Genomic DNA, 24,156 nt, shown 5'->3' on the forward strand with positions numbered 1-24,156 from the left:
GCCGGTCCGGCCTCAGCGGACCAGGCCCCAGCGGAACCCGAGCGCCACAGCGTGCGCGCGGTCCGAGGCGCCGAGCTTCTTGAACAGCCTGCGCGCATGGGTCTTCACCGTGTCTTCCGAGAGGAACAGGTCGCGGCCGATCTCGGCGTTGGAGCGGCCGTGGCTCATGCCCTCCAGCACCTGGATCTCGCGCGCGGTCAGGGTCGGGACGGCGCCGATCTCGGCCGGGCGCAGCCGGCGCGGGGCCAGCCGCCAGGTCGGGTCGGCCAGCGCCTGGCTGACGGTGGCGCGCAGCTCGGCGCGGGAGGCGTCCTTGTGCAGGTAGCCGCGGGCACCGGTGGCCACCGCGAGCGCCACGCCGTCCAGGTCCTCGGCCATGGTCAGCATGATCACGCGGGCGTTGGGGTCGTTGGACAGCAGCCGGCGCACGGTCTCCACACCGCCCAGGCCCGGCATCCGCACGTCCATCAGGACCAGGTCGGAGCGGTCGGCAGTCCACCGGCGCAGCACTTCCTCGCCGCTGTTGGCGGTGGTGACCTTGTCGACGCCGGGCACGGTCGCCACGGCGCGTCGCAGCGTCTCCCGGGCCAGCGGGGAGTCGTCGCAGACTAGGATGGACGTCATTGGTCAAGCCTCCACATTCGTGAGGTTGTGACACCTATTGAGCTTATGGCGGACAGGTCCCCGTAGTCGATGGTTCGCGCCGCTTCGCCACCCACCCTTTTGCAGACCGCTGCGCGAAGCGCCTCCGGCGAGGCGGACGGGCGGCGGGCGGGGGCGCGGGCCATCGTTACTCCGAGATGGAAAACGAGCTTCACCCGAAAGCGTTACGCGCTCCGCGATGTTTTTTTCAGACGGCGCTGGGGCGGGATCAGGCCCGGGTCGGCCGCCTTCGCCTGACGTGGGATCGGGGTCCAGGGCCGGTCCTCCGGGCGTGCCGACGGGTCGGATTCCGGCTCGTCGCGGTCGCCCCTGCCGTCTCGACCCTCCCGGCCGCCTCTGCCGTTGCCTTCGTCCCGGGAGCCCCGGCCGCCACGCCCGCCTCCGCCACCGCTCTCGGGGGGCCGGCCGGCGTCCAAGGCCCGCCCCCACGTTTCTTCCGCCCAGCCGTCGTCCTCGCGGAGCCCGATCACTTCGCCGTGCCTCTCCTTCCGACCGGCGGTCAACCGCCGTGCCGTTGCTCACAGTCCGTAGTCGATTGCGGCAACTCAGTGACAATCGAGCACGGTTCGGGGCATGATCGGAATGACCGCTCGCCGGATCAGGTATTGGACAACCGACACCTGGTTCACCACGAGGTAGGGCCGCCGCCGCGGCGCCGATGCATTTCCCGACTCATTCTCACCGGGATCATGCACCCGCCGCGGCTGCGGCCAACACGATGCAGCCGAAGACCACTCCATCCAGCGACTCGCCGTCGGTCGTCCGACAACAGGACGACTGACCTGCGGATTCGCCGGCGGGGGTGGGCGACGGAAGGAAGGGCTTGCCATGGCCGACGTGTCCCGTCTCCCGGGCCCGAACGCGGACTTCTGGGACTGGCAGTTGCGCGGCTCGTGCCGCGGTACCGACAGCGACCTGTTCTTCCACCCGGAAGGCGAGCGCGGCCAGGCGCGGACCTCGCGGGAGGAGGCCGCGAAGGAAGTGTGTCTGCACTGCCCGGTATGCAAACCATGCCGGGAGCACGCGCTACAGGTACATGAGCCCTATGGAGTGTGGGGCGGCATGACCGAGGAAGAGCGCGACGAACACTACGCACGCGAGAAGGCTGTGGCACGGGCTGCGAAGCTCGCGGCGCTGGCCTCGGCGAAGAACTCGAAGCCGACGCGGAAGCCGTCGACGAAGGTGCCGGTGAAGCTGCAGGCGAAGCCTTCTGGTGCGCCGGCCACTGCGCCGAGCAATGGGATGACCATGACGCGGCCAGCCAATACGGTTTCGGCTGGAGTGCGGGCTAAGGCGAAGACGAAGCAGTAGTTGCATCTAGAGCCGCGCGGATTGTGGATCCGCTGGGTTCCACAGGTTCCCGAAGTCCGTAAGGACGGCGGAACACGCGCAGCTCGGGTAGTCGTTCCGGCTGCACGGCGAGCAGTGGAAAGGCGGCTCTATACGGAGTTCTCCGTATAGAGCCGCCCTCAGCGCTCACTGTTGAGCCAGCAAGCTCTTAGCGATGCGGACTCTTAGCTTCGCGAGCCCTTAGCGCCGCCAGTTCTTAGTGGCTGTGGCCGTGGCCGCCGTGCGAGTGGCCCTCGTCCTCCTTGGGCGCCGGCTTCTCGACGACCAGGGTCTCGGTCGTGAGCAGCATCGACGCGATGGACGCGGCGTTGGCCAGCGCGGAGCGGGTGACCTTGACCGGGTCGATGACCCCGGCCGCGACCAGGTCCACGTACTCGCCGGTGGCCGCGTTCAGGCCGGAGCCGACGGGCAGGTTCGCGACCTTGTCGGTCACGACGTAGCCCTCAAGGCCCGCGTTCTCGGCGATCCAGCGCAGCGGCTCGACCGCGGCACGACGCACGACGCGCACGCCGGTCGCCTCGTCGCCGGTCAGGCCCAGGTCGCCGTCCAGCACCGAGACGGCGTGCACCAGCGCGGAGCCGCCGCCGGAGACGATGCCCTCCTCGACCGCGGCACGGGTCGCGGAGATGGCGTCCTCCAGACGGTGCTTCTTCTCCTTCAGCTCGACCTCGGTTGCCGCACCGACGCGGATGACGCAGACGCCGCCGGCCAGCTTGGCCAGGCGCTCCTGCAGCTTCTCGCGGTCCCAGTCGGAGTCGGTGGTCTCGATCGCGGCCTTGATCTGCTTCACGCGGTCGGCCACGGCCGAGGCGTCGCCGGCACCGTCGACGACGGTGGTGTCGTCCTTGGTGACGGTCACGCGGCGGGCGGTGCCGAGCACCTCGACGCCGACCTGGTCCAGCTTCAGACCGACCTCGGGCGCCACGACCTGCGCGCCGGTCAGGATCGCCAGATCCTCCAGGATCGCCTTGCGACGGTCGCCGAAGGCCGGGGCCTTGACCGCGACCGAGGTGAAGGTGCCGCGGATCTTGTTCACGACCAGCGTGGACAGCGCCTCGCCGTCGACGTCCTCGGCGATGATCAGCAGCGGCTTGCGGGACTGCGCGACCTTCTCCAGCAGCGGCAGCAGCTCGTTCAGGGAGCTGATCTTGCCCTGGTTGATCAGGATGTAGGGGTCCTCCAGGATCGCTTCCATGCGCTCCTGGTCGGTCACCATGTAGGGCGACAGGTAGCCCTTGTCGAACTGCATGCCCTCGGTGAACTCAAGCTCCAGGCCCATGGTGTTCGACTCTTCGACGGTGATCACACCGTCCTTGCCGACCTTGTCCATGGCCTCGGCGATCAGGTCGCCGATCGCCTTGTCCTGCGCGGAGATCGCGCCGACCTGGGCGATGGACTCCTTGGTCTCCACCTGCTTGGCGGTGGACAGCAGCTGCTCGGCGACGGCCTTGACAGCCGCGTCGATGCCGCGCTTGAGCGCGATCGGCTGCGCGCCGGCCGCGACGTTGCGCAGGCCCTCGCGCACCATCGCCTGGGCCAGCACGGTCGCGGTGGTGGTGCCGTCACCGGCGATGTCGTTGGTCTTGGTGGCGACTTCCTTCGCCAGCTGCGCGCCGAGGTTCTCGTACGGGTCCTCGAGCTCGACCTCACGGGCGATGGTCACGCCGTCGTTGGTGATGGTCGGGGCGCCGAACTTCTTGTCGATGACGACGTTGCGGCCCTTGGGGCCGATGGTCACCTTGACCGCGTCGGCGAGCGCGTTGACGCCGCGCTCAAGCTTGCGGCGGGCGTCCTCGTCGAATTCGAGCATCTTCGCCATGAGCGAGTACGTTCCTTGTCTTTAAGAAGAAGAAAAATCCGCCCCGGCGCTCAAGGCCGGGTCCCCGGCCGCCCGGGGCGGAAATGCAGCTGATCAAGTACTGCGGCGCGTCGCGCTCCACCTGGGGCGGTGGTCGGGCGACGGGCGGGTGCTACTTGTTGACGATCGCGAGCAGGTCGCGCGCCGACAGAACGAGGTACTCCTCGTTGTTGTACTTGACCTCGGTGCCGCCGTACTTGCTGTAGAGGACGATGTCGCCCTCCTTGACGTCGAGCTCGACGCGCTTGCCGTCCTCCCAGCGGCCCGGGCCCACGGCCAGGACGACGCCCTCCTGCGGCTTCTCCTTGGCGGTGTCCGGGATGACGAGGCCGGAGGCGGTGGTCTGCTCGGCGTCGAGCGGCTTGACGACGACGCGGTCCTCGAGCGGCTTGATGGCAACGGTAGCCACGATGTGTGACCTTTCGTTCGCGTGACGGATCGGCGATGGGAACTGGTTGCGGAACCTGTCGTCGCGGGTGCCAGGGTCCGGCCGTATCGCGCTGGCACTCTCGGTGCGAGGGTGCCAAAGCGAGACTAGGCGGGCCTTTAGCACTCGGTCAAGTGGAGTGCCAGGGGCGAGTCGCAAAAGCGACTCCCACGATGGCACGCCGACATACCGGGCGGCGCAAGCGCCCCCGTTGGCCGTCCGAGGGGCCGGACGGTGGGTTGCCCTCCCGGGGCCGGCGCGCCGGCCCCGGGACTGCTCGATGGTGGGGGAGCTCCCCCGCCCTGGACACTGACCAGTGTCCGGGGCATTTACTCCCCTTCCACCGAGCAGACGGGCGGTCTGGGACCGTCCGAGGGCACGACGTCCGATGCGCCCGCCGGCGCGGTGAGCTCTGTCCGCGCTGACGGGTGTTGTCGGTTGTCGATTCCCAGCGGCTGTGCGTCGTGACACCGTCACCGGGAACATGTCCATACTTCGCGATTCGGGCAAGTCGGACATCCGATGTTGTGCGTATCAGGGCTACGCGGAATCGACGAGGCCGAATGGATGATGCTGGGGGCCCGGCGGCGGGACGGGACGTTGGCGGAGGCTAGGTGGGTGGCCGGTGGGCGGTGCCGGGAGGAATGGCGATGCGCGAGGGGCACGGCTCGCTGCGAGGAGGGCGGGGCCTGGCAGAGCAGGGCGGCGATCAGGCACAGCGCATGGCTGGCTCATGGGACATGGCGGGAACGGCAGTGCGGGGAGGAACCAGCTACGGGCCCGACGGGGAGTCGGCGCCAGGTGGGCGCCACGATGCTGGGCTAGCGGCGAGGTGCCTTCGGCGGGCGGCGGGCGACTCCGGTCCGCGGGACGGCGGCGGGGAGAGGGCGGGCAGCTCCGGTCCGCGCGACGGCGGCGGGGAGAGGGCGGGCAGCTCCGGTCCGCGCGACGGCGGCGGGGAGAGGGCGGGCAGCTCCGGTCCGCACGACGGCGGCGGGGCGGCGGCGAGCAGCTCCGGTCCGCACGACGGCGGCGGGGCGGCGGCGAGCAGCTCCGGTCCGCACGACGGCGGCGGGACGACGACGGGCGACTCCGGTCCGCGGGACGGCGGCGGGCAGCGGCGGACGGCTCCAGGCGACGGCGGGCAGGTCCGCTCCGGGGGACGGCGGCGGACGGCTGCGGTCAGCGGGGCGACGGCGGAGGGCTCCGGCCAGCAGGGCGGCGGCAGGGCTTAGACGTAGTCCTCTAGGCGGGCGAAGGTGTAGCCCTGGTCTTGGACGATGCGGAAGAGGTTGGTCATGAGTTCGTGCATTTCGGGCCAGCCTTTGCCGTTGGCTTTGGGGCCTCGGAAGTGGGCTAGGAGGATGTCGCCGGGGCGGAGCTTCTTGTCGGCGGCTTGCCATTGGAAGCCTTGTTTTTGGAAGGAGGCTCGCCAGTAGCAGATGGCTTTTAGGCCGTTTTGCTTGCAGGCTTCTTGGGTTGCTTTGTTCGAGTTTCCGAAGGGTGCCCGGAACAGGTATGGGTTGGCGTTGTAGTTCTTCACCAGCTTCTGCTGTTGGCCGGTGACCTCCGCCAGTTGGCGTTGGGGGTTGAGGGTCTCCATGTCGGGGTGGTGGAGGGTGTGGTTCTGGATGGTGCAGTAGCCGGTGTCGCGGAGCTGGGTGAAGTACGAGTAGTCGTCCTGGATGAAGCAGTCGGCCAGGAACATCGTTATGGGTATGCGGAAGTCCTTCACCATCTGGAGGAAGGCGGGGTCCTTCTCCGCTCCGTCGTCGATGGTCAGGAAGCAGATCTTCTGGTCGGTGGGGACGTGGCTTATGACCGGGGGGAGGTCGACGTTTGTGTTCACCGGCTTGGTCGCGGGGGGTGGCGGGGCCGGGGCGAAGGGCTTCAGGCCGTCGTAGCGGGACGCCAGGAGGGCCGCGTCCGCCGTCTCGGGACCGGGGAGAGCGCCGGTGCCGGTGGCGGTGCCCGACGGCGACGTGGGGGGCTGGGAGGCGCCTGTGGACGGCGCGCCCGGGGTGGGGGTGGTGCCGGCGGCGGTGCTCTGCTTCGGGGATGAGGATGATGAGCTGCAGGCTGCGGCCAGCAGGGTGGGCGCCGCTATGGCGAGTCCCGCCGCTGTGCGCAGGAAGCGGCGGCGGGAGCCGTTCGTGGGGGCCGCGCCGGGTATCGCGCCGTGGTCTTCGCAGCCACAGCCTATGGGTTGCTCTTGGTCCTCGTACGTCACGCCTCTGCCCCAGTTCGGTTCGGTGGGCTCTGGGGAGCCCACCTGGTTCCCTACCGAGGGAAGACGTGTTTGCAACCTTAAGAGTTGCTTAAGACGGGCAATCGGGGGACATTCACACGTCGAGGCGTTGGAAGACCCAGGCGTGGGGGGGTCTGGCGATCAGGTGCTCCGGGGGTTCTGCGGGGAGGGCTATGGGGGCTGCGGCTAGGTAGTCGATGATTACTACTACGCGTTCGCCGTCTTGGGTTACGGAGCTGTAGGCGTTGTAGGAGGCGACCGCTTCGTCTTCCCAGAGGGGCGGGACGATGATGGCGCGGACCCACTCCTCCACTGCGGCTGCTTTGCCGGGCTCGCAGCGGACCTCCCACATGAGGGACTGGTTCTTCGCGTTCTTGGCGCTCATCGGACGACCACCTCTACAACCGGCTGCGAGGAGTTCGCTGGGAAGTCGAGGGTGGAGGGGGTGCGACCGCGGCGTACCAGTTCTGAGCCCAGGGCGGCGACCATGGCGCCGTTGTCTGTGCAGAGGCCGGGGCGGGGGACGCGGACTTGGATGCCGGCCTTGGCCGCGCGTTCCTCGGCCAGGACTCGGAGGCGGGAGTTGGCTGCTACGCCGCCGCCGATGAGGAGGTAGTCTGCGCCGTTCTCTTTGCAGGCGAGGATGGCCTTGCGGGTCAGGACGTCCACGACTGCTTCCTGGAAGGAGGCGGCGACGTCGGCCAGGGGGACCTTCTCGCCGGCGCGTTCGCGGCGTTCGACCCAGCGTGCGACGGCTGTCTTGAGCCCGGAGAAGGAGAAGTCCAGGGGTGCGTCGCGGGGGCCGGTGAGGCCGCGGGGGAAGGTGATGGCTTCGGGGTCGCCTTCGCGCGCCGCTTTGTCGATCAGGGGGCCGCCGGGGAAGCCGAGGCCGAGGACGCGGGCCACCTTGTCGAAGGCTTCGCCGGCGGCGTCGTCGATGGTCTGGCCCAGGGGCCTTACGTCGCCGGTGACGTCGGGGACGAACAGCAGCGAGGAGTGCCCGCCGGAGACCAGCATGGCGACGCAGCCCTCGGGCAGGGGGCCGTGTTCGAGTTGGTCGACGCAGATGTGCGCGGCCAGGTGGTTGACGCCGTAGATCGGCTTGTCCAGGGCCAGGGCGTAGGCCTTGGCCGCGGCAGCGCCCACCAGGAGCGCCCCGGCCAGGCCGGGGCCGGCGGTGACGGCGATCGCGTCGATGTCGGACAGCGCCACGCCGGCGTCGCTCAGGGCCCGCCGCACCGTCGGGACCATGGCCTCCAGGTGCGCGCGGCTGGCGACCTCGGGGACCACGCCGCCGAAGCGCGCGTGCTCGTCCACGCTGGAGGCCACCGCGTCGGCCAGCAGGGTGTTGCCCCGCACGATGCCGACGCCGGTCTCGTCGCAGGAGGTCTCGAAGCCGAGGACCAGAGGTCCGTCGTTCTGTGCCGTCACGCCATTGCCTTCCTCATGATCAGCGCGTCGTGGTTGCCGGGCTGGTAGTAGCCGCGGCGGATGCCCGCCGGCTCAAAGCCGTAGCGGACGTAGAGGCGTTGCGCGGAGTCGTTGTCGGTGCGCACCTCTAACCAGACCTCCACGCACTTCCTGCGCAGGGCCTCGTCCAGAAGCGCTTGGAGGAGGACCGCGCCGAGTCCCCGGCCCTGGTGCGCGCGGGCCACCGCGATGTTCTGGACCCAGCCCTCGGCCGTGCCGGGGGCGGCGCCGGGCTGGGCCATCAGGCCCGCGTATCCGGCGATCGCCCCGTCCTGCTCGGCGATGACGTAGTAGCGCGAGTGCGGGATGTCCGCGAGCTCGGACCAGAACATCTCCACGGACCAGGGGTCCTCGGGGAACAGGTCCTGCTCTATCCGCCGCACCGGCTCGATGTCCCACCAGCGGAACGGGCGCAACGTCGGGGCCATGACGGTCTCCACGCCGTCAGCTTGTGGAGACACGCTTGCGGGTGCCCGGCTCCACGGCGTCCGGGCGGCGCAGGTAGAGCGGCTCCGGGAACAGGAGGGAGTCGGGGTCGCTCTGCAGACGCTTAATAGTGAGTTCCGCCAGAGCCGCAGCCGAGGGGTGGCGCGGTTCGATCGCCTTAGGGAACGCCTCCGGGTAGAGGAGCGCGCCCTCCCCCGCGACCTGGAGTCCGGCGAGGCGCTCGGCGATGAGGGTGGGGTGCGCCACGTCCGGTTCGGTCGAGCGGGTGAGGTAGTCCGTGTACTGCGCCCAGTAGACCTCTTTGCGGCGCGCGTCTGTGGCCACTGCGAAGGGCTCTGCGCTCTCGGTCTGATAAGCGACCACGTCGAGGGTGCACACGCCGTGCACCGGGATGCCGAGGGCGTCGCCCAGGGCGCGCGCCGTGACCAATCCCACGCGCAGTCCGGTGAAGGGGCCGGGCCCGACTCCGACGGCGACTCCTGTGAGCTCCTCCGGTTTGCGTCCGGCGGCGGTCAGGACCGCGGTGATGCCGGGCGCGAGGAGTTCCCCGGTGCGCCGGGCGTCCACGGTGGTGGACTCGGCGAGGACGTGCGCGCCGTCGTGGAGGGCGACGGTGATGGCCGGGGTGGCGGTGTCGAACGCGAGCAGGAGCACCCGCACAGCCTATCTTTCTGGCACCATACGACCCATGACCAGCCAGCAGCAGAACGCCCCGCGGTCCAGCGCGCGGGCGCGGCGCAGCCGCGTCAACCCGATGGCATCGGTCGCCGTGATCACCGCCGCGGCCCTGGTCGGCGTGGGCGTTCTGGCCATGCAGGCGAACGGTTCGGCGCCGGACAAGGCGCCGGCCACGGTGGTCGCCGCCAAGCAGCCGGTGGTCTCCACGAACCAGTCCGGCCAGACGGTCGCGCCGTCTCCGGATCCGGCGTTGGCGCTGCCGGCGTCCAGCGGCAAGGGCAAGCGGGTGGTCTACAGCCTGTCCAAGTCGCGCATCTGGCTGGTCGGCGCCGACGAGAAGGTCCAGCTGAGCGCGCAGGCCGTCCCGGGCACCGTGACACCGGACGCGGGCAGCTACGAGGTCGGGAAGTGGTACGCCACGCACCAGGGCGCTGACGGCGCCGCCGTGCAGTACGAGGTGCTGTGGGGCTCGAAGAAGAGCGGGGCCAACCAGTTCGCCTTCGACGCGATCGCCTCGCTGCCGGGCGACCAGTTGCCGTCCAAACCGGCCTCCGGGACGAGGACCGGCGGGGTGCGGCTGACGCAGAACGACGCGCAGGCGGTGTGGCAGTTCGCGACGGTGAAGGGGACCGCGGTCGTCGTGGTGCCGTAGGGCGCCGGGCGACGGGCTTGACACCACCGCGCGGTCAACCTGCCTGCCGCTACTCCTGGTCCCGGTCCTCAAGCCCGGCCAGCTCGGCGTCGGTCCACCGCTCGCCGATCCCGCGCAGCACGACCCAGCGCACGTCGGAGTCGCCGGGCTCGTCGAGCTCCTCGGCGAACTCCCGCGAGATCACGATGTCCAGCCGGTCGTCGGCCAGGACCTCCGCCTTGCCCTCGCCCCATTCGACGACCGTCACCGACTGCTCGACGTCGGCGTCGAGGTCCAGGTCGTCGAGCTCGTCCAGGGACCCCAGCCGGTAGGCGTCCACGTGGACCAGCGGGATCCCGCCCTCGGCGAGCGGGGGGTGCACGTGCGCGATGACGAACGTCGGCGAGGTGATCGGGCCGCGCACGCCGAGCCCGTCCCCGAGGCCCTGCGTGAAGGTCGTCTTGCCCGCGCCGAGGTCGCCGGTCAGCACCACGAGGTCGCCGCGGCGCAGCCGCGCGCCGAGGCGCCGGCCGAGGTCTTGCATGGCCCCCGCGGTCGCGACGGGGGTCTCCAGGACGGGCCCGGGCAGCCCGGGGCCGGCTTGGTCAGGGATCACCGACATGGCTCCACCGTACCGGGCCCCGGGGACGTCACGGAGCGTAGACGATCGCCGTCACCAAGCCCGGGTCGGTGGCGGACCAGATCGGGTAGAGCGTGGTCGCCGTGCCCTGGTGCCGGACCCCTGCGCTGTCCTCGATGGAGAAGTCCACGTCTTCGCCGAAGGGTGTGGTCTGGCGTGAGTCGATCTCCAGCGTGCCGGGCTGCGCAGTCCCTTGGAAGGTGATCGTCTGAGAGAAGGCAGTCTGTTCCGGTCCGCTCATAGCGTTGATGCGCGTGATAGTCGTTCCGTCCTTGGCGCGGCGCGCGTAGTTCGGGTCTCCGGGGCCGGATACGCGGTACTTCAGGTCGTGGACCCAGTCGAAGGCGCCTTCGAGGGTGGTGTCCTTCTTACTCAGGATGGCGAGCGCCTGCGTGAGGGCGGCTTTAAGCGTCACCTCCGCGCCGGGTCTTGCCAGGGGCCGTACTGCGTACGTCTGGCTGCCCTGCGCAGCTGGGAAGGAGGGCGACGCAGGCGTCGGGATCGTGGATCGGGATCCGCCGACCGCGGCGACGGCGATGCAGAGGCCGAGCAGCACTACGCACCCCACTAGCTGCGGGATCCATAGCGAGCGCCGCAGGTCGGGTTCTACTTCGGGTTCGCGTACGAGGGGGAACGGCGAGCCCATTTGGCCGAGTGCCCAGGCGGCGAATCCGCCGACGGCGACTGCGGCGGCAGGGAACATGATGATCTCGTAGCGCATGCCCGCGCTGTATCCGACCCCTGCGGTGAGTACGTATGCGGAGGCCAACGCTCCCCAGAAGACGGCCGCCAGGTCTTTGGTGAAGCGGACCAGGGCCATGAGAAGGGCTGTGCCGAGCAGCACATAGAGAAGCCGGTCTTCGTTCCACATATAGCGCAGGTCGCCTGTGGTGACCGTACGTACGTTCCTCAGGAGTCGGCTGACGACGCCGCCGAAGGTGGACTGGTCGCGTGTCACGATGCCCTGGGTGTCGACGTGCGCGACCATTCCCAGGATCAGCTGCATTCCCCCGGTGACGACGACGGTGACGGCCATCGCCCCGAGCCAGGGGTTGCGCCATGTCCGTTCGCGCACCAGTGCCCAGGCCCAGCCCGCGACGCCCATCGCGGGCGCCAGAACACCGACCTGCCGGGTCAGGGCCAGGGCGACGCAGGCCGCGCCGAGCCAGACCAGGTTGGCGCGGCTCACGCGGCGTTCGATCGGCAGGTTGGCGACGAGGACTGCGGACAGCGCTAAGGCCAGCGCGTCGGTGGTGGCCCAGACGAGGCCGGTCACGGTTACGGTCAGGCCGAAGGCTCCGGCGATGAGCGCCGCTACCGCGGGTCCGTAGAGGCGTTGCAGGACGCACGCAGTGGTCCAGGAGAACGCGAGGAGTGATGCGCAGGGGACGTACATGGTGCCGTTCTTCAGACCGGTCAGCCAGACGAACGGGATGGACAGGAACGGGTACAGCGCGCGCGTCTTGACCAACTGCCAGGTGGGTTCGTTCCCGGCGAAGTACCAGGGCGCGAGGCGCCAGCCGGTGGCTGCGCGGGTGCGGGCGATGGCGTCGCTGACCGGGTGGCCCATGTCTCGGGCGGTCATGGTCAGGTAGTAGCGGCTGTCGGGAGGGTGCAGCCAGATCCCGCGGGTGTCCAGGGTGTAGGCGATCGTCAGTGCGAGCGGAGCCAGGGCGATGACGAGCGTGCCGAGGCGGACCCCCAGCACATCGTGACGCCAGAGGCCGGCGGCTCGTCGCATGAGGGGCATATACCGCTTTTGGGACTGATTACCCACGTTCCGGCCAGGGCATGATCGGCGCCGAGGACTCCCGCACCGGAGGTGAGCATGAGGGCCTCCGTCGGGATGGCGGCGGGGCTGCTCCTGGTGGGCTTGTCAGGGTATGTGTTCCTGGCGGTCACCGGGCACTCCTCCACGCCCTCGGACGCCGCCGCGCTGTCTTCGCTGTACTTCCTGGCGGGGCTGGTGACGCTCGGCGTGTTCGTCGGTTTGGAGCAGGAGACCAGCCGGGCCACGAGTCGGGCGGTGGCCGAAGGGAGGGCTCTGGCACCGGTGGCGCATAGAGCTCGGCGGCATACTGCGTTCTTATTCGGGATCACTGTGGTCGTCCTGGCGGCGCTCTCGCCGGTGTTGGTCTCGGGGCCGCTGCGCGGGCAGTGGGATCTGTTCGGGGCGCTGGTCCTGGCCGCGGGGGTAGGGGCGGCCTGTTATTGGGTGCGCGGGATTCTCGGCGGGCGGCAGGAGTTCCACGGGTACGCCGCGACGCTGGCCACGGAGGGGTTGGGGCGACTGGTCCCGTGCGTGGCGGTGTTTGTGGCCACTGGTCGGGGCGGACCGGCGTGGGGCTATGCGCTGGCGTTCGCGGCGGCGCAGGGGTTGGCGACGCTGGCGGGACTGTGGTGGCTGCGCGAAGGGTTCGAGGACGCGGGGCGGGACTGTCTGGACGTCGAGGTCTCGGCGTTCGAGACCGGGGAGCGCTCGGCGGCCGGCGGGCTGGCGTTGTTGGTCGCCGGCAGTTTGCTGACGCAGGTGGTGGCGAACTTGCCGCCGCTGGTCGCCAGTACGCGGCTGACGCACTCTGACGCGGTGGCGGCTGCGTTCGGGCAGGCGTTCGTGCTGGTGCGGATTCCGCTGCTGCTGATCTCGCCGATTCAGGCGATGTTGCTGCCGGCTCTCACTCGTTCGGCGGCGCGGGGCGATCATGCGGCGCTGCGGGGGCGGGTTCGTGTGGCGTTGGCGGCGGTCGCGGCGCTGGGGGTGGTGGGCACGGGGGTGTTGGCCCTGGCCGGGCCGTGGGTGCTGCGGGTCTTCTTCGGGACGAAGGCCGCGTTGTCGCACGAGTTGTTGGCGGTGTTGGGGGTCGGGACGGTCTTTCTGATGGCGGCGGCGATTCTGCAGCCGACGCTGGTGGCGCTGGATCGGCATCGGTTGGTGCCGATGGCCTGGGGCGCGGGGGCGGTGGTGCTCGCGGTGTTGGTGGAGTTGCCGGTGGATCCGCTGCACGCGGCGGCGGCCGGGGGCTTGGGCGGGCCGGCGACGGTCGTCGCGGTCATGGGGATCGGGCTCGCAGGGGCACTGCGCGGGGTGCGGAGTGGGGCGGAGGCAGGGGCACGGGCAGAGGCGGTAGCGGGCGAAGCCGTCGGTGCCGCAGTCGGCACTGTCAGCGGGCGCGGGTCGCGTGACCGGTGGCGATCTCGGTCGTTCCCCCGGCGGCAGGGCCGATCGGGTCAGGAGAGGCAGGGCGCGATGACCAGCGGGACGCCGGGGCGGTGGCCGGGAGGTGGGTTCCGCCTGCGGCGGGTCGCGAGGCCGGCCGGTGAGGTCGCCGCGGCGCTGGTCGGGGCCTTCGCGATGCCGGTCGCCGCGCGGTACGTCGACGTAGATCCGCTGGACCGGACGGGGCAGGTCAGTGCGCTGGCGGCGTTGCAGGTGCGGTTCACGGCGCTGGGGATCGTGCTGCTCGCGCTGCTCATCGGTGCGCACCGGTGGCGTGGGGGCCGGAACTACGTCCTGGTGAAGCACCTGGTCTGCGCTGCTCTCGCGGGGCTGGCGTCGGGGTTCCTCGCCGGAGGGATCGTGGTGGCGCTGCGGGGGACGCCGTGGCCGCTGTTCGGCTTGTCCGGGGACACCGGGCGGCTGGTGCAGTGGTCGGAATCGATCGTGCACGGACACGGCAATCCGAACCCGACCTATCCGCCGCTGACGCTGCACGCCTTGGCATGGTGGGCGCAGCTGTTCCACCACGGGAACACCGCGTCGGCGTTCCGGGACATGGAGATCGGCGGGGCCGCGATCACCGGGCCTGCGGCGTATCTGGCGTGGCGGTTCGTACTGAGTCCGCTGTGGGCGCTGGTGGTGGGGGTGGTGCCGGCGTACTCGATCATCGACCCCTACAAGCCGTACGGCGCTGTTGTGATGATCGTTCTTTTGCCGGTGTTCGTGCTCTCGGTGCGGCACACGACGCGGGTCGGGGACATGGCGTGGCGGCGGGTACTGGTCAGCGCGCTGCTCTTCGGGCTCCTGTATTCGGCCCTGTTCCTTACGTATCCGGGGTCGTCGCTGTGGAGCGCGCCAGGGTTGGTGGCGGCGGTGTTGCTGCTGTTCCCGTGGTCGAGGGCGCGCGTCGGCAGGCTGCTGGCGTTCATCGGGGTGACGGTCGGGGTGTTCGGGCTGCTGTGTGGCTGGTACGTCAACGACCTCATCGGACCGGGGAACGTGGATCGCGCTTATGGGTTCGACGCCTATACCGACCCTACGTTCTTCTCTATGTGGCGCACGGACATGCCCGGTGATGTGGGGCAGTGGCCGCCGCCGGGTGAGTTGGCGGGTCTGGGACTGTTCAGCGTCCTGACGTTCGCCGGGCTCGGCGTGGCGCTGTGGTTGGGGTGGCGGCGGCCGTTGGCGGTGACCGTGGCGTGTGTGTTCGCCGGGACTTGGCTGTGGCGGATGGAGATCGCCTCACGGATGTGGGCTACCGGCACCGTGCAGCTGTGGCCGCGCACCGACAACCAGCTCCTGTACTGCATCCTCGTGTTAGGCGCTGCGGCGACAGCCTTCGGCGCCACGCGGCTGGGGTCCTGGCCGCCGCTGCCCTCGCGGCTCGGGGCACACGTCGGGGTGCTGGCCGCGGTGCTGATGGTGCTGGGGAGTGCGGCGTCGTCGGTGTCTGACTACTGGATGCCCGCTAAGACGAACAGCTACAAGATCCTCGCCTATGTGTCGCAGACTATGCGCAAGCCCGATGGGACCTGCCCCAAGTACGCGCCGAACCATGAGTGCTCGGCGACCGGCGACCAGTCCTGGATGAACAACTTCGCGGGGCCGCGGAACCACTGACTGTTCAGCTATGGAGGCCGTTCAGCTAAGCGTTGTTGCGGCGGGCGGCGGATGCCACAGGACGTCCCGTCGCCGCACGGCGACGGCCGCGACCAGGATCACGAGCCCGATCGAGTAGACGATCCACCACATGATCCAGCCGCCCGGCGGGCTCCACTGGATCGGGGTGATGCCGTACTTCCTCCAGCCGCCGTGCGCATAGCGCGTCATCGACCAGTAGAAGGCTCCGAGGCCGGCCAGGGCGAGCACGATGGCTGACGCCGTCGGCACACGCCGCTCCAGCGCGCCGGGCAGGTCCGCGCCGACGCGGCGGGCCATCAGCAGGCCGGCGAGTACCGGCAGGCCGAACGCCCAGGCCAGGATGTAGCGGCCCTGCCAGCCGATGCCGAAGCGCTTGGCCTCCAGCAGCTGCGCGATGATCGGGATGGCGACCGTGCCGACGGTCAGGGCCGCTACGACCGTCACCTCGCGCCAGCGCGCTACGCCGAAGGCACACAGGATGAGCAAGCCGGCGACCGCGTACCAGGCGATCGTGGTGCCCGGTGGCAGGGCGACGTCGAGCCACCCGAGTTCGCCGACGATCTGCATGACGTAGGTGCCGGAGCTCCAGAACACCTCGTTGAACACGACCGCCGGTGTGAGGGTGGGGAACGACAGGTTCGAGGTGGTGAGGCCGTCCGCGTAGCGGCTCCATAGGAACGCCGCGACACCGCCGAGGATCAGCACGCCCGCCATGATCTGCACGGCCCGGAATCGGACCAGCCAGGCGAGCTTGCGCGGTCCGGCCACGATCACCAGAGCGACCAGGATGGACGCCACGAAGGCGATCCCCAGGCTCCTGGTGTTCGCCAACAGTGCGCCCCCTATGGCGAGCCCTATAGCGCGCCGCGTTACTTGACCGGGTTTCGGGTCGTCGTCGAGCGCCAGGGACATAGCCGCAGTCCAGGCGAGTACTGCGGCTGTGGCCTCCATCCCGTTGGAGTTCACTGTGCCGCTGAGGAAGAGCGCCATAGGGGTTCCGCAAGCGATGACACCGAGCAGTGGCCAGCCGGGACGGCGCCAGCCGGCGGCTATGCCGACTGCTGCTGCGAGGAGCCCTGAGTTGAGTAGTGCGGACGCTAGGCGCATTCCGTATAGCGCGCCGACTCCAGGGAGCACCAGGCTGGGGAGCCCTACAGGGAAGTAGTACGCGGGGTTGTAGTTCCCCGCAGAGGTCTCGACGATCGCTGTGGAGTTGTCGGTGCCGAACTTCTTGCCGCACGCCGCGGAGAGGAACGAATTACGGAAGCACGCGGACATCGCGTCGAGAGTTCCGTACTTGGCGGGCAGTGGATAGCCGAGCCAGGTCTTCTCGAAGCCGCCGCTGATCTCGTGGCGGGAGGTCGAGTTCACGAACTCGCCGCGGGCTGTCGCGGCCGCCTTCACCATGTGGGAGGGCTCGTCCGGTGACGTGGACATCGGGGAGGCGAAGGCCCAGCCGGTGGAGACCAGGAAGAAGCCGACCAGGGCCAGCAGCCAGGGGCGGTTGAGGACCCTGAGGACTTTGGCGGTGCTGCGGCGTGGCCAGGACGGCCGGCGGGGTTTGGCGGGGAGGATCGGCACGGCTGCCAGGTCTGGCGTCGGACTCGCCGGAGCAGCCGGAGCAGCCGGGGAAGCCGGAGTTGATGAAGCCGCCGGAAACCCTGCTGCCGGGTTCGAGCCCGGTTCCCGGCCCGGTTCCGGTTCCGGAAGTGGCTGCGGCGGCGGTTCGAGCGCGCCGGATCCGCTCACCGGGCAGCTCCCCCGGCCGATCCGCCGGTGAGCGGGGGCAGCGGCGTCGCGAGGCCGGGCGGCCCGGAGACGTCGGTCATCGCGGCCGCCTCCCGCACCGGACGCCCGAGCCGCTGCGCGTTCAGCGTGGTCGCGTCGCGCACCGCGATGACCCGGGCCAGCTCGGTGAACCGGGCCTCCTGGGTCTTGAGCCGGAAGTAGGTGTTCACCGACACGAAGACGAACGCCACGGTCAGCGCGTAGAGCACGAGGTCGGTGCCGCGGCCCACGCCGACCTTGTGGGCCAGCGAGTTCACCCAGTTGGGGCGCAGGATCGCGACCACCATCAGGGCGATGAAGACCAGGAACGCCAGCCGTTTCAGCGCCCTGGTCTGCACCGAGTACCAGTGCCGGATGAACAGCAGCAGGAAGCCGGCCGCGATCACCAGCAGGATGGCCTGGATGATCATGGCGTCCTCCGCGACCGCAGGGAGAGGTCGAACAGGATGTTGACGCCGTTGATCAGCGACTGGCCCTTGGCCTTGGAGTAGTCGGTGTAGAGCACGGTCACCGGGACCTCGGTGACCTCCAGCTCCGAGCGCGCCAGGTAGTCCACGATCTCCGAGGCGTGCGCCATGCCGTTCATCGTGATCTTGAGCTGGGAGGCGGCGGCCCGGTTCAGGACCCGCAGGCCGTTGTGCGCGTCGGTGAGCTCCAGGCGGCGGGCCGCGGGGCTGAGCGCGGCGACGGTCTTCAGCAGCGCGCGCTTGACCCACGGCACGTGCACGGTTCCGCTCAGGAAGCGCGAGCCGAGGGCCACGTCGGCGCCGCCGTCGCGAACCGCGCGCACCAGTTCGGCGGCGTCCTCCACGCGGTGCTGGCCGTCGGCGTCGAAGGTGACGAAGTACTCCGCGCCCTCCTGGAGCAGCGCGTACTCCAGGCCGGTCTGCAGCGCGGCGCCCTGGCCCAGGTTCACCGGGTGGCTGACCAGGTGTGCGGCCGTGCGGAAGATGTGGTCGGCGGAGTCGTCACGCGAGCCGTCGTCCACGCACACCACGTTCGGGAACGTCGGCAGGACGCCTGCGACGACCTCGGCGATCACCGAGCCCTCGTTGTAGACGGGGATGACGACCCAGACGTCGTCGAACTCCGAAGTCCCAGCCGAACCGGGAGCCTCCGCTGTCTGCACAAGTCCCAGATTGTGCGGTTATCGCATGAGGCGCACCGTGATTAGGCCTAATGGCTTGATGTGCCAGAGCCCGAGGTGCCCAAGCCCGACGTGTCCACCCGCGCCAGCACGCGCCGGATCGCCCCGTCCACGGCGTCGGGGTGCTCCAGCGGCAGGACGTGCCCGCCGGCCGGGACGATCTCCACGCCGGTGTGGTGCGCGTCGTCGGGCGCCGCGGCGTCGATCTCGGCGGCCATCCGCTCGCTGTGGAACGCCGGGGTCAGCAGGTCGTGGTCGCCGACGATGATCTCCACCGGCACCCGGCCCAGCGTGGGCAGCGCGGTGGCCTTGTTGTGCGCGGAGAAGGTCGGGAAGAAGTCGGCGATGACGTCCATCGGCGTGCTGGACAGCATCTCGTCGGTGAACCGGACCAGCGCCGGGGGCACGTCGGAGGCGAAGGCGTAGCGGCGGGTCAGCAGCTGCGCCAGGTCGGTCCCGGCGCGGCGGGTCCGGTCCACCAGGGTGTGACCGCGGCCCAGCAGCGCGAACACGCCGGGGGCGGTGCGCTGGAACAGCTGCGCGGCGCGCGCCGGCAGGCCCAGCGTCATCTCGTTCCAGTGGCCGTCGGTGGTGGAGCACAGCACCACGCCGCGCACCCGCGCGTGCTCGCCGCCCTCGGGGCCGCCGAACAGCTCGGGGTGCTCCGCGGCCAGCGCCATGATCGTCATACCGCCCATGGAGTGACCGATCAGGACCACGTCGCCGTCCGGGCACACCGCTTCCAGCACGGTGAACAGGTCGCGCCCTATCTGGTCGATGGTGTGCGAGGCCGGGGTGCCGCGTTCGGAGCGGCCGTGCCCGCGCTGGTCCCAGAACACGCAGCGGTTGGTCGCGGCGAACTCCGCGCGCTGGTAGTGCCAGGTGTCCTGGTGCAGGGCATAGCCGTGGCAGAACACCAGGGTCGGGCCGACCTCGGCGCGCGGGCCGCGGCGGCGGGCCCAGCCGGCGCCGCCGCTGAACAGCTGCGGGCCGTCGACCTCCACGTACAGGCCGACACCGTCGTCGGCGCGGACCGTCAAAGGCTTGCCGCGCAGGGTGCCGTAGGGCTCGGCCAGGCGGCGGGGTTCTGCCAGCCGGCGGACGGCGCGGCCGATGGTGGCGCGCTCGATGGCGAACCCGGCCGCCGCCCCGGCGGCGATCACGCCGACCGCGGCTCCGGCGATCCCCGCCTTCTTAGCGGTGCTGACTGCCATGACGCCCCTTCCGCTCGACGGCCCTCGCGGTGTTCACCGTCGGCCCCTTACGTCACGAGTTCCCGACGTAGACCCGCGGGACACGCGGACCGATGCGCGTGACGATCTCGTAATTCAATGTCCCGGTCGCGCGGGCCCAGTCGTCGGCGGTCGGCTCGCCGCTCTCGCCGGACCCGAAAATCACGACCTCGTCGCCGACCCGCAGGTCACGGACGGCGTCGGGGTCGCCGAGGTCGACGACGAACTGGTCCATCGCCATCCGCCCGGCGATCCGGTACCGCCGGCCGCCGATCAGGACCTCGCCGACGTTGGAGGAGTTGCGCGGCAGGCCGTCGGCGTAGCCGAGCGGGACCAGGGCCAGGGTCGTGGGCGCCGAGGTGTGGTAGATGTGCCCGTAGGACACGCCGTGCTCGGCCGGGACGTTCTTGACCAACGCGACGCGCGCCCGCAGGGTCATCGCCGGGCGCAGGCCGAAGTCGGCGGGGGTGCTGTCCGGCAGGGGCGAGAGGCCGTAGAGCGCCAGGCCCGCTCGGACGAGGTCGAAATGCGCTTCGGGCAGGCTCAGGGCGGCCGGACTGTTGGCGATGTGGCGGATCTCGGGCCGCAGGCCCGCGTGGTCGGCGACGGCCAGAGCCTCGCGGAACAGGTCCAGCTGGGAGCGGATCGAGGGGTGGCCGGGCTCGTCGGCGCAGGCGAAATGCGACCAGACGCCGGTGACCCGGATGTGCCCGGCGGCCTCGGCCTTGGCGGCCAGCTCGACCAGCTCCAGCCAGTCGTGCGGCTGGGTACCGCCGCGCCCGAGGCCGGTGTCGGCCTTGAGCTGCACGCGCGCCGGGATCCCCAGGCGCTGCGCGGCCGCGGTGATCTCCTCCAGGACCCAGGGGGCGTAGCCGGTGACGTCGATCTCCCGCGCGATCAGCTCGTCCCAGGGCCCGCCGGCCGGGTGCAGCCACGCCAGGATCGGGCCGGTCAGCCCGGCGGCGCGCAGCTGCAGCGCCTCCTCCGGCAGGGCGGTGCCGAGCCACGCGGCGCCGGCCTGCTTGGCGGCGCGGGCGCACGGCACGGCGCCGTGGCCGTAGGCGTCGGCCTTCACGACGGCCATGACCCCGGCCCCGGACTCGGCGACGATCTGTCCCACGCGGCGCGTGTTCGCGCGGATCGCGTCCAGGTCGATCCGCGCCTCGGCACGCAGCGGGCCGGGCGAAAAATCGGTGGCGGTCAGATCTGTCATCGACGGTAGTCTGCCAGGCCGCCGCGGTCTTGATGGTGACACCAGGTCGCCTTCGGCCGGGGCCGGGCCCTCGCGGCCCTGCTCATCAGTGGGGGTTCTTGATTGTGGAAGCGCTCGAAGCGAAGGTCAACGGCTACCTGCACGGCAACGCCCGCGCCCGGGCGATAAATGAGGCATGTGGGCCGTTCCACATCGGTTTCGACGCCGGCAGCGCCAATCCCTTCCTGAACTACGCGGTGCCGGAAGTCGACGCTGTGGTGACGTCCGAGGACATCGATGCGTTGCTCGCGGCCTTCGCGCGACGGGAGCGGACGCCGCGGCTGGAGTTCGCGCCGGGCGGGGCCCCGGGGTTGGAGGAGGCGCTGCTGGCGGCCGGGTTCGAGGTGCAGCAGCGGTTGCCGTTCATGGTGGTGACGGCCGCAGAGCTGGTCGAGCCGGGTGCCGTGGACGGCGTCGAGGTGGTGGTGCTGGACAAGTCGGCGACGGACGAGGAACTACGCGGGGTGGCGCTGGCACAGCGAGAGGCGTACGGCGAGTCGGACGAGCCGCAGGACGACGCGGACTTCTCCGACGATGTGATCGGAATGCGCGGCGCGGTGGACGCCGGGAGGTTCCTGGTGCTGGCGCGCGGCGCCGCGGACAGCGCAGCGGCCGGCGTCCCGATGGCCGGCGGCGGCAGCGGATCGGCGAACTCGGGGACGACGGAGATCGGCGGGATCGCGACGCGGCCGCCATTCCGGCGGCGCGGGGCCGGGGCCGCGGTGACGGCGGCGCTCTCGCGGCATCTGCTGGAGGTGGCGGGGCTGGACTGCGTGTGGCTGTCGCCTTCCGGGCCTGATCAGGAGCGGTTGTACGCGTCGATCGGGTACCGGAGCCTTGGGGAGATGCTGTTCATCTGGAAGCCCTGAGGCACTTTCAGCGGCAGCGCACTGGCCTCCGGCCGCCGTGACTCGGGCCAACGCGCGGTGGGTCCGACCGGACCATGCGGGGTGTTGGTTCTGTGCCCCTCGCCGCGTCGGCGGGCGCAGCCAACCTGGCCGGGCCGGTGGTGTCAAGCCGAACGAGGCTGGACCACAGCAGCAGTGATCCGGCTTTACACCACCGGACCGGGCTGGTTCCGTTTACGGCGACGACGCGGCGAGGGACCCAGAACCCGGCGACCACAAGCAACACCGCCAGCAGACAGCGCGGCGCACCACGAGCGGACAGAAAGCCGACCAGTCGCGGGCCGCCGCCAAACAGCCCGACGCGCGGGTCGCCCCCTCGCTGTAGAGCGCCCGCCGGAGGCCTCAAGGCGCCCACCACGCCCGACGATTGCCGCCTACGCAACGCGTGCGCAGTGACTCGGACCTGTGCGCGGTCGTGGACACGAAAACCGGCAGCCGCCAGCGCACCACGCTCAGACCCGAACCACCGCGCGGTCTTGCCCACGAAAACCGCCAGCCGCCACCGCGACACGTGGCGCACAACCGAACTGCGTCCCCCTGCGAGGTCATCAACCCCTGCGCGAAGCCGTAAAAATCGCCTGTAAACGCACAGACCAACCGCACACCCGGCAGCGCGCAGACACCAAACAGAGGTCCTGACAGAGGCCCACGGCGACATCGCCGAGGTTGGGCTTGCTGGCGGCCGTCGCGGCTGGTGTTCGGGGTCGTGGACGCGCTGTTCATGCCCGCTTCGGTGGCGCTGCGACCGCGGCTGCTGGAGCCGCATCAGTACTCGGGGTTGGGCGGGGTGGTCGCGGCGTCGGCGTCGGCGGGGGTGCTGTCGAGCGCGATGGGGGTGCCCGCGACGGTGGTGATCCAGGCGGAGTGCGATGACGCCTTCCGAGGACGGGTCGGGAGTGTCACGACGCTGATCTCGTTGGGGATCGTGCCGCTGACGATGGGCCTGATGGGCCTGATGGGGCTGATGGTCGGGGCGTTCGGGCTGCGGACGGCGTTCGGGATCAGCGGGGCGGTGGAGGTGCTGGGGCTGCTGTGCCTGCTGTCGCGGGGATTCCGGAGTGTCCGGGCGCCTCAGTGAGCCACACGCGCCGCGGTGAGGGCTTCGACCAGGTCCCAGGCGATGAGCTGGCGGCCGGGGTGGCGGCGCTGGACGTCGAGGGCGGCCTGGCCATGCAGGTGGGCCGCGACGCCGGCGGCGTCCAGCGGGTGCAGCCCGGCGGCGAGCAGGCCGCCTGCGAGGCCTGACAGCACGTCGCCGGAGCCCGCGGTGGCCAGGGCCGGGGTGCCGGTGCGGTTGACGCGCACGGTGGTGGTTCCCGGGTCGGCGATGAGCGTCGTCGAGCCCTTCAGCAGGACCGTGCAGCCGAAGCGGTCGGCCAGTTCGCGGACGGCGGCCAGGCGGTGGGCCTCGATGTGTTCGGGAGTCCAGGCGGCGTCATCGAGAAGGCGTGCGGCTTCGCCAGAGTGCGGCGTGAGCAGCGTCGGGTGGGAACGGTCGAGGGGCTTGTCGGGTTGGCCGAGCTGCTTGAGCGCGGTCAGACCGTCGGCGTCGACGAGGACCGGCAGGTCGGTGGCCAGGGCTTTCGCGACGCGGTCGGTGCTGTCCGGGCCGATGCCGGGGCCGACGACCCAGGCCTGGACCCGGCCGTCGCCGATCAGCACTTCCGGGTAGCGGGCCAGGACGCCCGCGTTGACCTCGGGCTCGCCGACGAAGCGGACCGCGCCGACGCCGCTGCGCAGAGCCGCGCCGGTCGCGAGGACGGCGGCGCCGGGGTAGCGCGGGGATCCGGCGGCCAGGCCCAGGACGCCGCGCCGGTACTTGTTGCTCTCGGCGGTGGGCGTCGGCAGGAGGGCTTCGATGTCGGCGGGTTCGAGGGCTTCCAGGACCGGGGCGCCTTCGAGGTGGGGTGCCAGCCCGATGTCGACGAAGCGGAGGTCGCCGACGTGCTCGGCGGCCGGGGAGATGAACAGGCCGGGCTTGTAGGTGCCGAAGGTGACGGTGACGTCGGCGTTCACCGCGGGGCCGGCGACTTCGCCGGTGTCGGCGTCGATGCCGCTGGGGAGGTCCACGGCGACGATGAGGGGGCGGGGGTCGGTCGCTGCGATCTGCTCGAACACCGCTGCCGCTGCGGGACGCAGACCTCCTCGGCCCCCGATTCCGACGACGCCGTCGAGCACCAGGTCGGTGGGGGTGTAGCGCCACTCCCCCGCGGCGCTGACCCGGCCACCGGCGGCGCGGAGGGCTGCCAGGCCGGCGGCGTGGGCGCGCGCCTCGTCGAGCAGGACGGCCTCGACCTTAGCCCCCCGGCGGGCCAGGCGGGCAGCGGCGTACAGGGCGTCGCCGCCGTTGTCGCCGCTGCCTGCGACAACGAGGACGCGCGCGCCGTAGACGCGCCCGACGCGTCCGTGGGCGCCTCTACGGACGCCTCCCAGGAGCCGTACACACTCCGACGTCAGCCCGGAGACCGCGCGCTGCATCAGCTCGCCGTCGGGCAGGCGCGCCATCAGCGCCGCCTCCGCGTGCCGGACCTGGTCCACCGAATGCGCCGTCAGCATGCT

Annotated in this window: 21 protein-coding genes and 1 pseudogene; 6 read left to right on the forward strand and 16 right to left on the reverse strand. The window is 70.7% G+C overall.

Features of this window, described 5'->3' with window-relative positions; all coding sequences use genetic code 11:
* Positions 1 to 12 precede the first annotated feature (12 nt).
* Positions 13 to 624, reverse strand: a complete 612-nt coding sequence (locus ABH935_RS03650; RefSeq protein WP_012785233.1) for a response regulator transcription factor — start codon at positions 622 to 624, stop codon at positions 13 to 15.
* Between the two features lie 867 nt (positions 625 to 1,491).
* Here ABH935_RS03650 and ABH935_RS03655 point away from each other — a divergent pair.
* Positions 1,492 to 1,753: pseudogene (locus tag ABH935_RS03655) on the forward strand (WhiB family transcriptional regulator); the annotation flags it as partial.
* 456 nt (positions 1,754 to 2,209) lie between these two features.
* Here the strand turns inward: ABH935_RS03655 and groL are convergent.
* Positions 2,210 to 3,832, reverse strand: coding sequence for a chaperonin GroEL (gene groL, locus ABH935_RS03660; protein WP_370376332.1), 1,623 nt, complete (start codon positions 3,830 to 3,832; stop codon positions 2,210 to 2,212).
* A gap of 151 nt (positions 3,833 to 3,983) precedes the next feature.
* On the reverse strand, positions 3,984 to 4,280 hold the full coding sequence (groES, locus tag ABH935_RS03665) for a co-chaperone GroES (protein ID WP_012785229.1): 297 nt from the start codon (positions 4,278 to 4,280) through the stop codon (positions 3,984 to 3,986).
* 668 nt (positions 4,281 to 4,948) lie between these two features.
* Between groES and ABH935_RS03670 the strand changes: the two genes are divergently transcribed.
* Positions 4,949 to 5,533: a hypothetical protein gene (locus ABH935_RS03670; protein ID WP_370376333.1), complete on the forward strand. Its 585-nt coding sequence runs from the start codon at positions 4,949 to 4,951 to the stop codon at positions 5,531 to 5,533.
* On the opposite strand, the gene ABH935_RS03675 is transcribed toward ABH935_RS03670, so the two are convergent.
* From ABH935_RS03675 to tsaB, 5 genes are all read right to left on the reverse strand, one after another.
* Positions 5,530 to 6,528 carry a polysaccharide deacetylase family protein gene (locus ABH935_RS03675; RefSeq protein ID WP_370376334.1) on the reverse strand — a complete coding sequence of 333 codons (999 nt, stop codon included), beginning with the start codon at positions 6,526 to 6,528 and terminating at the stop codon, positions 5,530 to 5,532. The two genes, ABH935_RS03670 and ABH935_RS03675, sit on opposite strands and share 4 nt — an antisense overlap.
* Before the next feature lie 112 nt (positions 6,529 to 6,640).
* Complete coding sequence (locus ABH935_RS03680) at positions 6,641 to 6,931, reverse strand: hypothetical protein (RefSeq protein ID WP_370376335.1); 291 nt, start codon at positions 6,929 to 6,931, stop codon at positions 6,641 to 6,643.
* On the reverse strand, positions 6,928 to 7,977 hold the full coding sequence (tsaD, locus tag ABH935_RS03685) for a tRNA (adenosine(37)-N6)-threonylcarbamoyltransferase complex transferase subunit TsaD (protein WP_370376336.1): 1,050 nt from the start codon (positions 7,975 to 7,977) through the stop codon (positions 6,928 to 6,930). The genes ABH935_RS03680 and tsaD overlap by 4 nt, the downstream gene beginning before the upstream one ends.
* Positions 7,974 to 8,444, reverse strand: a complete 471-nt coding sequence (gene rimI / locus ABH935_RS03690) for a ribosomal protein S18-alanine N-acetyltransferase (RefSeq protein WP_370376560.1) — start codon at positions 8,442 to 8,444, stop codon at positions 7,974 to 7,976. Before rimI ends, tsaD begins: the two co-directional genes overlap by 4 nt.
* 16 nt (positions 8,445 to 8,460) lie before the next feature.
* Positions 8,461 to 9,117, reverse strand: a complete 657-nt coding sequence (gene tsaB / locus ABH935_RS03695; RefSeq protein WP_370376337.1) for a tRNA (adenosine(37)-N6)-threonylcarbamoyltransferase complex dimerization subunit type 1 TsaB — start codon at positions 9,115 to 9,117, stop codon at positions 8,461 to 8,463.
* A 34-nt stretch (positions 9,118 to 9,151) separates the two neighbouring features.
* On the opposite strand from tsaB, the gene ABH935_RS03700 reads away from it, so the two are divergent.
* On the forward strand, positions 9,152 to 9,793 hold the full coding sequence (locus ABH935_RS03700; RefSeq protein WP_370376338.1) for a hypothetical protein: 642 nt from the start codon (positions 9,152 to 9,154) through the stop codon (positions 9,791 to 9,793).
* Positions 9,794 to 9,842: 49 nt separating this feature from the next.
* Here the strand turns inward: ABH935_RS03700 and tsaE are convergent, their stop codons facing one another.
* Together tsaE and ABH935_RS03710 are read right to left on the reverse strand one after the other, a co-directional pair.
* Entirely contained in the window at positions 9,843 to 10,394 is a 552-nt protein-coding gene (gene tsaE / locus ABH935_RS03705) for a tRNA (adenosine(37)-N6)-threonylcarbamoyltransferase complex ATPase subunit type 1 TsaE (RefSeq protein WP_370376339.1), read from the reverse strand.
* Between the two features lie 28 nt (positions 10,395 to 10,422).
* On the reverse strand, positions 10,423 to 12,153 hold the full coding sequence (locus ABH935_RS03710; RefSeq protein ID WP_370376340.1) for a hypothetical protein: 1,731 nt from the start codon (positions 12,151 to 12,153) through the stop codon (positions 10,423 to 10,425).
* An 87-nt stretch (positions 12,154 to 12,240) separates the two neighbouring features.
* On the opposite strand from ABH935_RS03710, the gene ABH935_RS03715 reads away from it, so the two are divergent.
* Positions 12,241 to 15,249: a lipopolysaccharide biosynthesis protein gene (locus ABH935_RS03715; RefSeq protein ID WP_370376341.1), complete on the forward strand. Its 3,009-nt coding sequence runs from the start codon at positions 12,241 to 12,243 to the stop codon at positions 15,247 to 15,249.
* A 21-nt stretch (positions 15,250 to 15,270) separates the two neighbouring features.
* Here the strand turns inward: ABH935_RS03715 and ABH935_RS03720 are convergent, their stop codons facing one another.
* The 5 genes from ABH935_RS03720 to alr form a co-directional block, all read right to left on the reverse strand.
* Entirely contained in the window at positions 15,271 to 16,851 is a 1,581-nt protein-coding gene (locus tag ABH935_RS03720; protein WP_370376342.1) for a DUF2142 domain-containing protein, read from the reverse strand.
* A gap of 164 nt (positions 16,852 to 17,015) precedes the next feature.
* A complete protein-coding gene (locus ABH935_RS03725; protein WP_370376343.1) occupies positions 17,016 to 17,468 on the reverse strand; it encodes a DUF2304 domain-containing protein in 453 nt (150 codons plus the stop codon).
* A complete protein-coding gene (locus ABH935_RS03730; RefSeq protein WP_370376344.1) occupies positions 17,465 to 18,187 on the reverse strand; it encodes a glycosyltransferase family 2 protein in 723 nt (240 codons plus the stop codon). Before ABH935_RS03730 ends, ABH935_RS03725 begins: the two co-directional genes overlap by 4 nt.
* Positions 18,188 to 18,234: 47 nt before the next feature.
* Positions 18,235 to 19,419 carry an alpha/beta fold hydrolase gene (locus tag ABH935_RS03735; protein ID WP_370376345.1) on the reverse strand — a complete coding sequence of 395 codons (1,185 nt, stop codon included), beginning with the start codon at positions 19,417 to 19,419 and terminating at the stop codon, positions 18,235 to 18,237.
* A gap of 52 nt (positions 19,420 to 19,471) precedes the next feature.
* A complete protein-coding gene (gene alr, locus ABH935_RS03740) occupies positions 19,472 to 20,650 on the reverse strand; it encodes an alanine racemase (RefSeq protein ID WP_370376346.1) in 1,179 nt (392 codons plus the stop codon).
* A 104-nt stretch (positions 20,651 to 20,754) separates the two neighbouring features.
* Here alr and ABH935_RS03745 point away from each other — a divergent pair, with 104 nt between their 5' ends.
* The gene (locus ABH935_RS03745) at positions 20,755 to 21,558 is read left to right on the forward strand and encodes a GNAT family N-acetyltransferase (protein WP_370376347.1); all 804 of its coding nucleotides are present in this window, start codon (positions 20,755 to 20,757) and stop codon (positions 21,556 to 21,558) included.
* 745 nt (positions 21,559 to 22,303) lie between these two features.
* Complete coding sequence (locus ABH935_RS03750; RefSeq protein ID WP_370376348.1) at positions 22,304 to 22,675, forward strand: hypothetical protein; 372 nt, start codon at positions 22,304 to 22,306, stop codon at positions 22,673 to 22,675.
* Here the strand turns inward: ABH935_RS03750 and ABH935_RS03755 are convergent.
* The gene (locus tag ABH935_RS03755; protein ID WP_370376349.1) at positions 22,669 to 24,153 is read right to left on the reverse strand and encodes an NAD(P)H-hydrate dehydratase; all 1,485 of its coding nucleotides are present in this window, start codon (positions 24,151 to 24,153) and stop codon (positions 22,669 to 22,671) included. The two genes, ABH935_RS03750 and ABH935_RS03755, sit on opposite strands and share 7 nt — an antisense overlap.
* Positions 24,154 to 24,156: the final 3 nt, after the last annotated feature.

It is taken from the genome of Catenulispora sp. GAS73, from assembly GCF_041262085.1.
Lineage (GTDB): Bacteria > Actinomycetota > Actinomycetes > Streptomycetales > Catenulisporaceae > Catenulispora.

Bases quoted from the DNA above. Each gene is read 5' to 3' on its own strand.
- ABH935_RS03710 (WP_370376340.1), bottom strand. From the start codon at position 12,153: ATGCGACGAGCCGCCGGCCTCTGGCGTCACGATGTGCTGGGGGTCCGC.
- rimI (WP_370376560.1), bottom strand. From the start codon at position 8,444: ATGGCCCCGACGTTGCGCCCGTTCCGCTGGTGGGACATCGAGCCGGTG.
- ABH935_RS03700 (WP_370376338.1), top strand. From the start codon at position 9,152: ATGACCAGCCAGCAGCAGAACGCCCCGCGGTCCAGCGCGCGGGCGCGG.
- alr (WP_370376346.1), bottom strand. From the start codon at position 20,650: ATGACAGATCTGACCGCCACCGATTTTTCGCCCGGCCCGCTGCGTGCC.
- ABH935_RS03735 (WP_370376345.1), bottom strand. From the start codon at position 19,419: ATGGCAGTCAGCACCGCTAAGAAGGCGGGGATCGCCGGAGCCGCGGTC.
- groL (WP_370376332.1), bottom strand. From the start codon at position 3,832: ATGGCGAAGATGCTCGAATTCGACGAGGACGCCCGCCGCAAGCTTGAG.
- ABH935_RS03650 (WP_012785233.1), bottom strand. From the start codon at position 624: ATGACGTCCATCCTAGTCTGCGACGACTCCCCGCTGGCCCGGGAGACG.
- ABH935_RS03755 (WP_370376349.1), bottom strand. From the start codon at position 24,153: ATGCTGACGGCGCATTCGGTGGACCAGGTCCGGCACGCGGAGGCGGCG.
- tsaE (WP_370376339.1), bottom strand. From the start codon at position 10,394: ATGTCGGTGATCCCTGACCAAGCCGGCCCCGGGCTGCCCGGGCCCGTC.
- ABH935_RS03680 (WP_370376335.1), bottom strand. From the start codon at position 6,931: ATGAGCGCCAAGAACGCGAAGAACCAGTCCCTCATGTGGGAGGTCCGC.
- ABH935_RS03725 (WP_370376343.1), bottom strand. From the start codon at position 17,468: ATGATCATCCAGGCCATCCTGCTGGTGATCGCGGCCGGCTTCCTGCTG.
- ABH935_RS03670 (WP_370376333.1), top strand. From the start codon at position 4,949: ATGCGCGAGGGGCACGGCTCGCTGCGAGGAGGGCGGGGCCTGGCAGAG.
- ABH935_RS03715 (WP_370376341.1), top strand. From the start codon at position 12,241: ATGAGGGCCTCCGTCGGGATGGCGGCGGGGCTGCTCCTGGTGGGCTTG.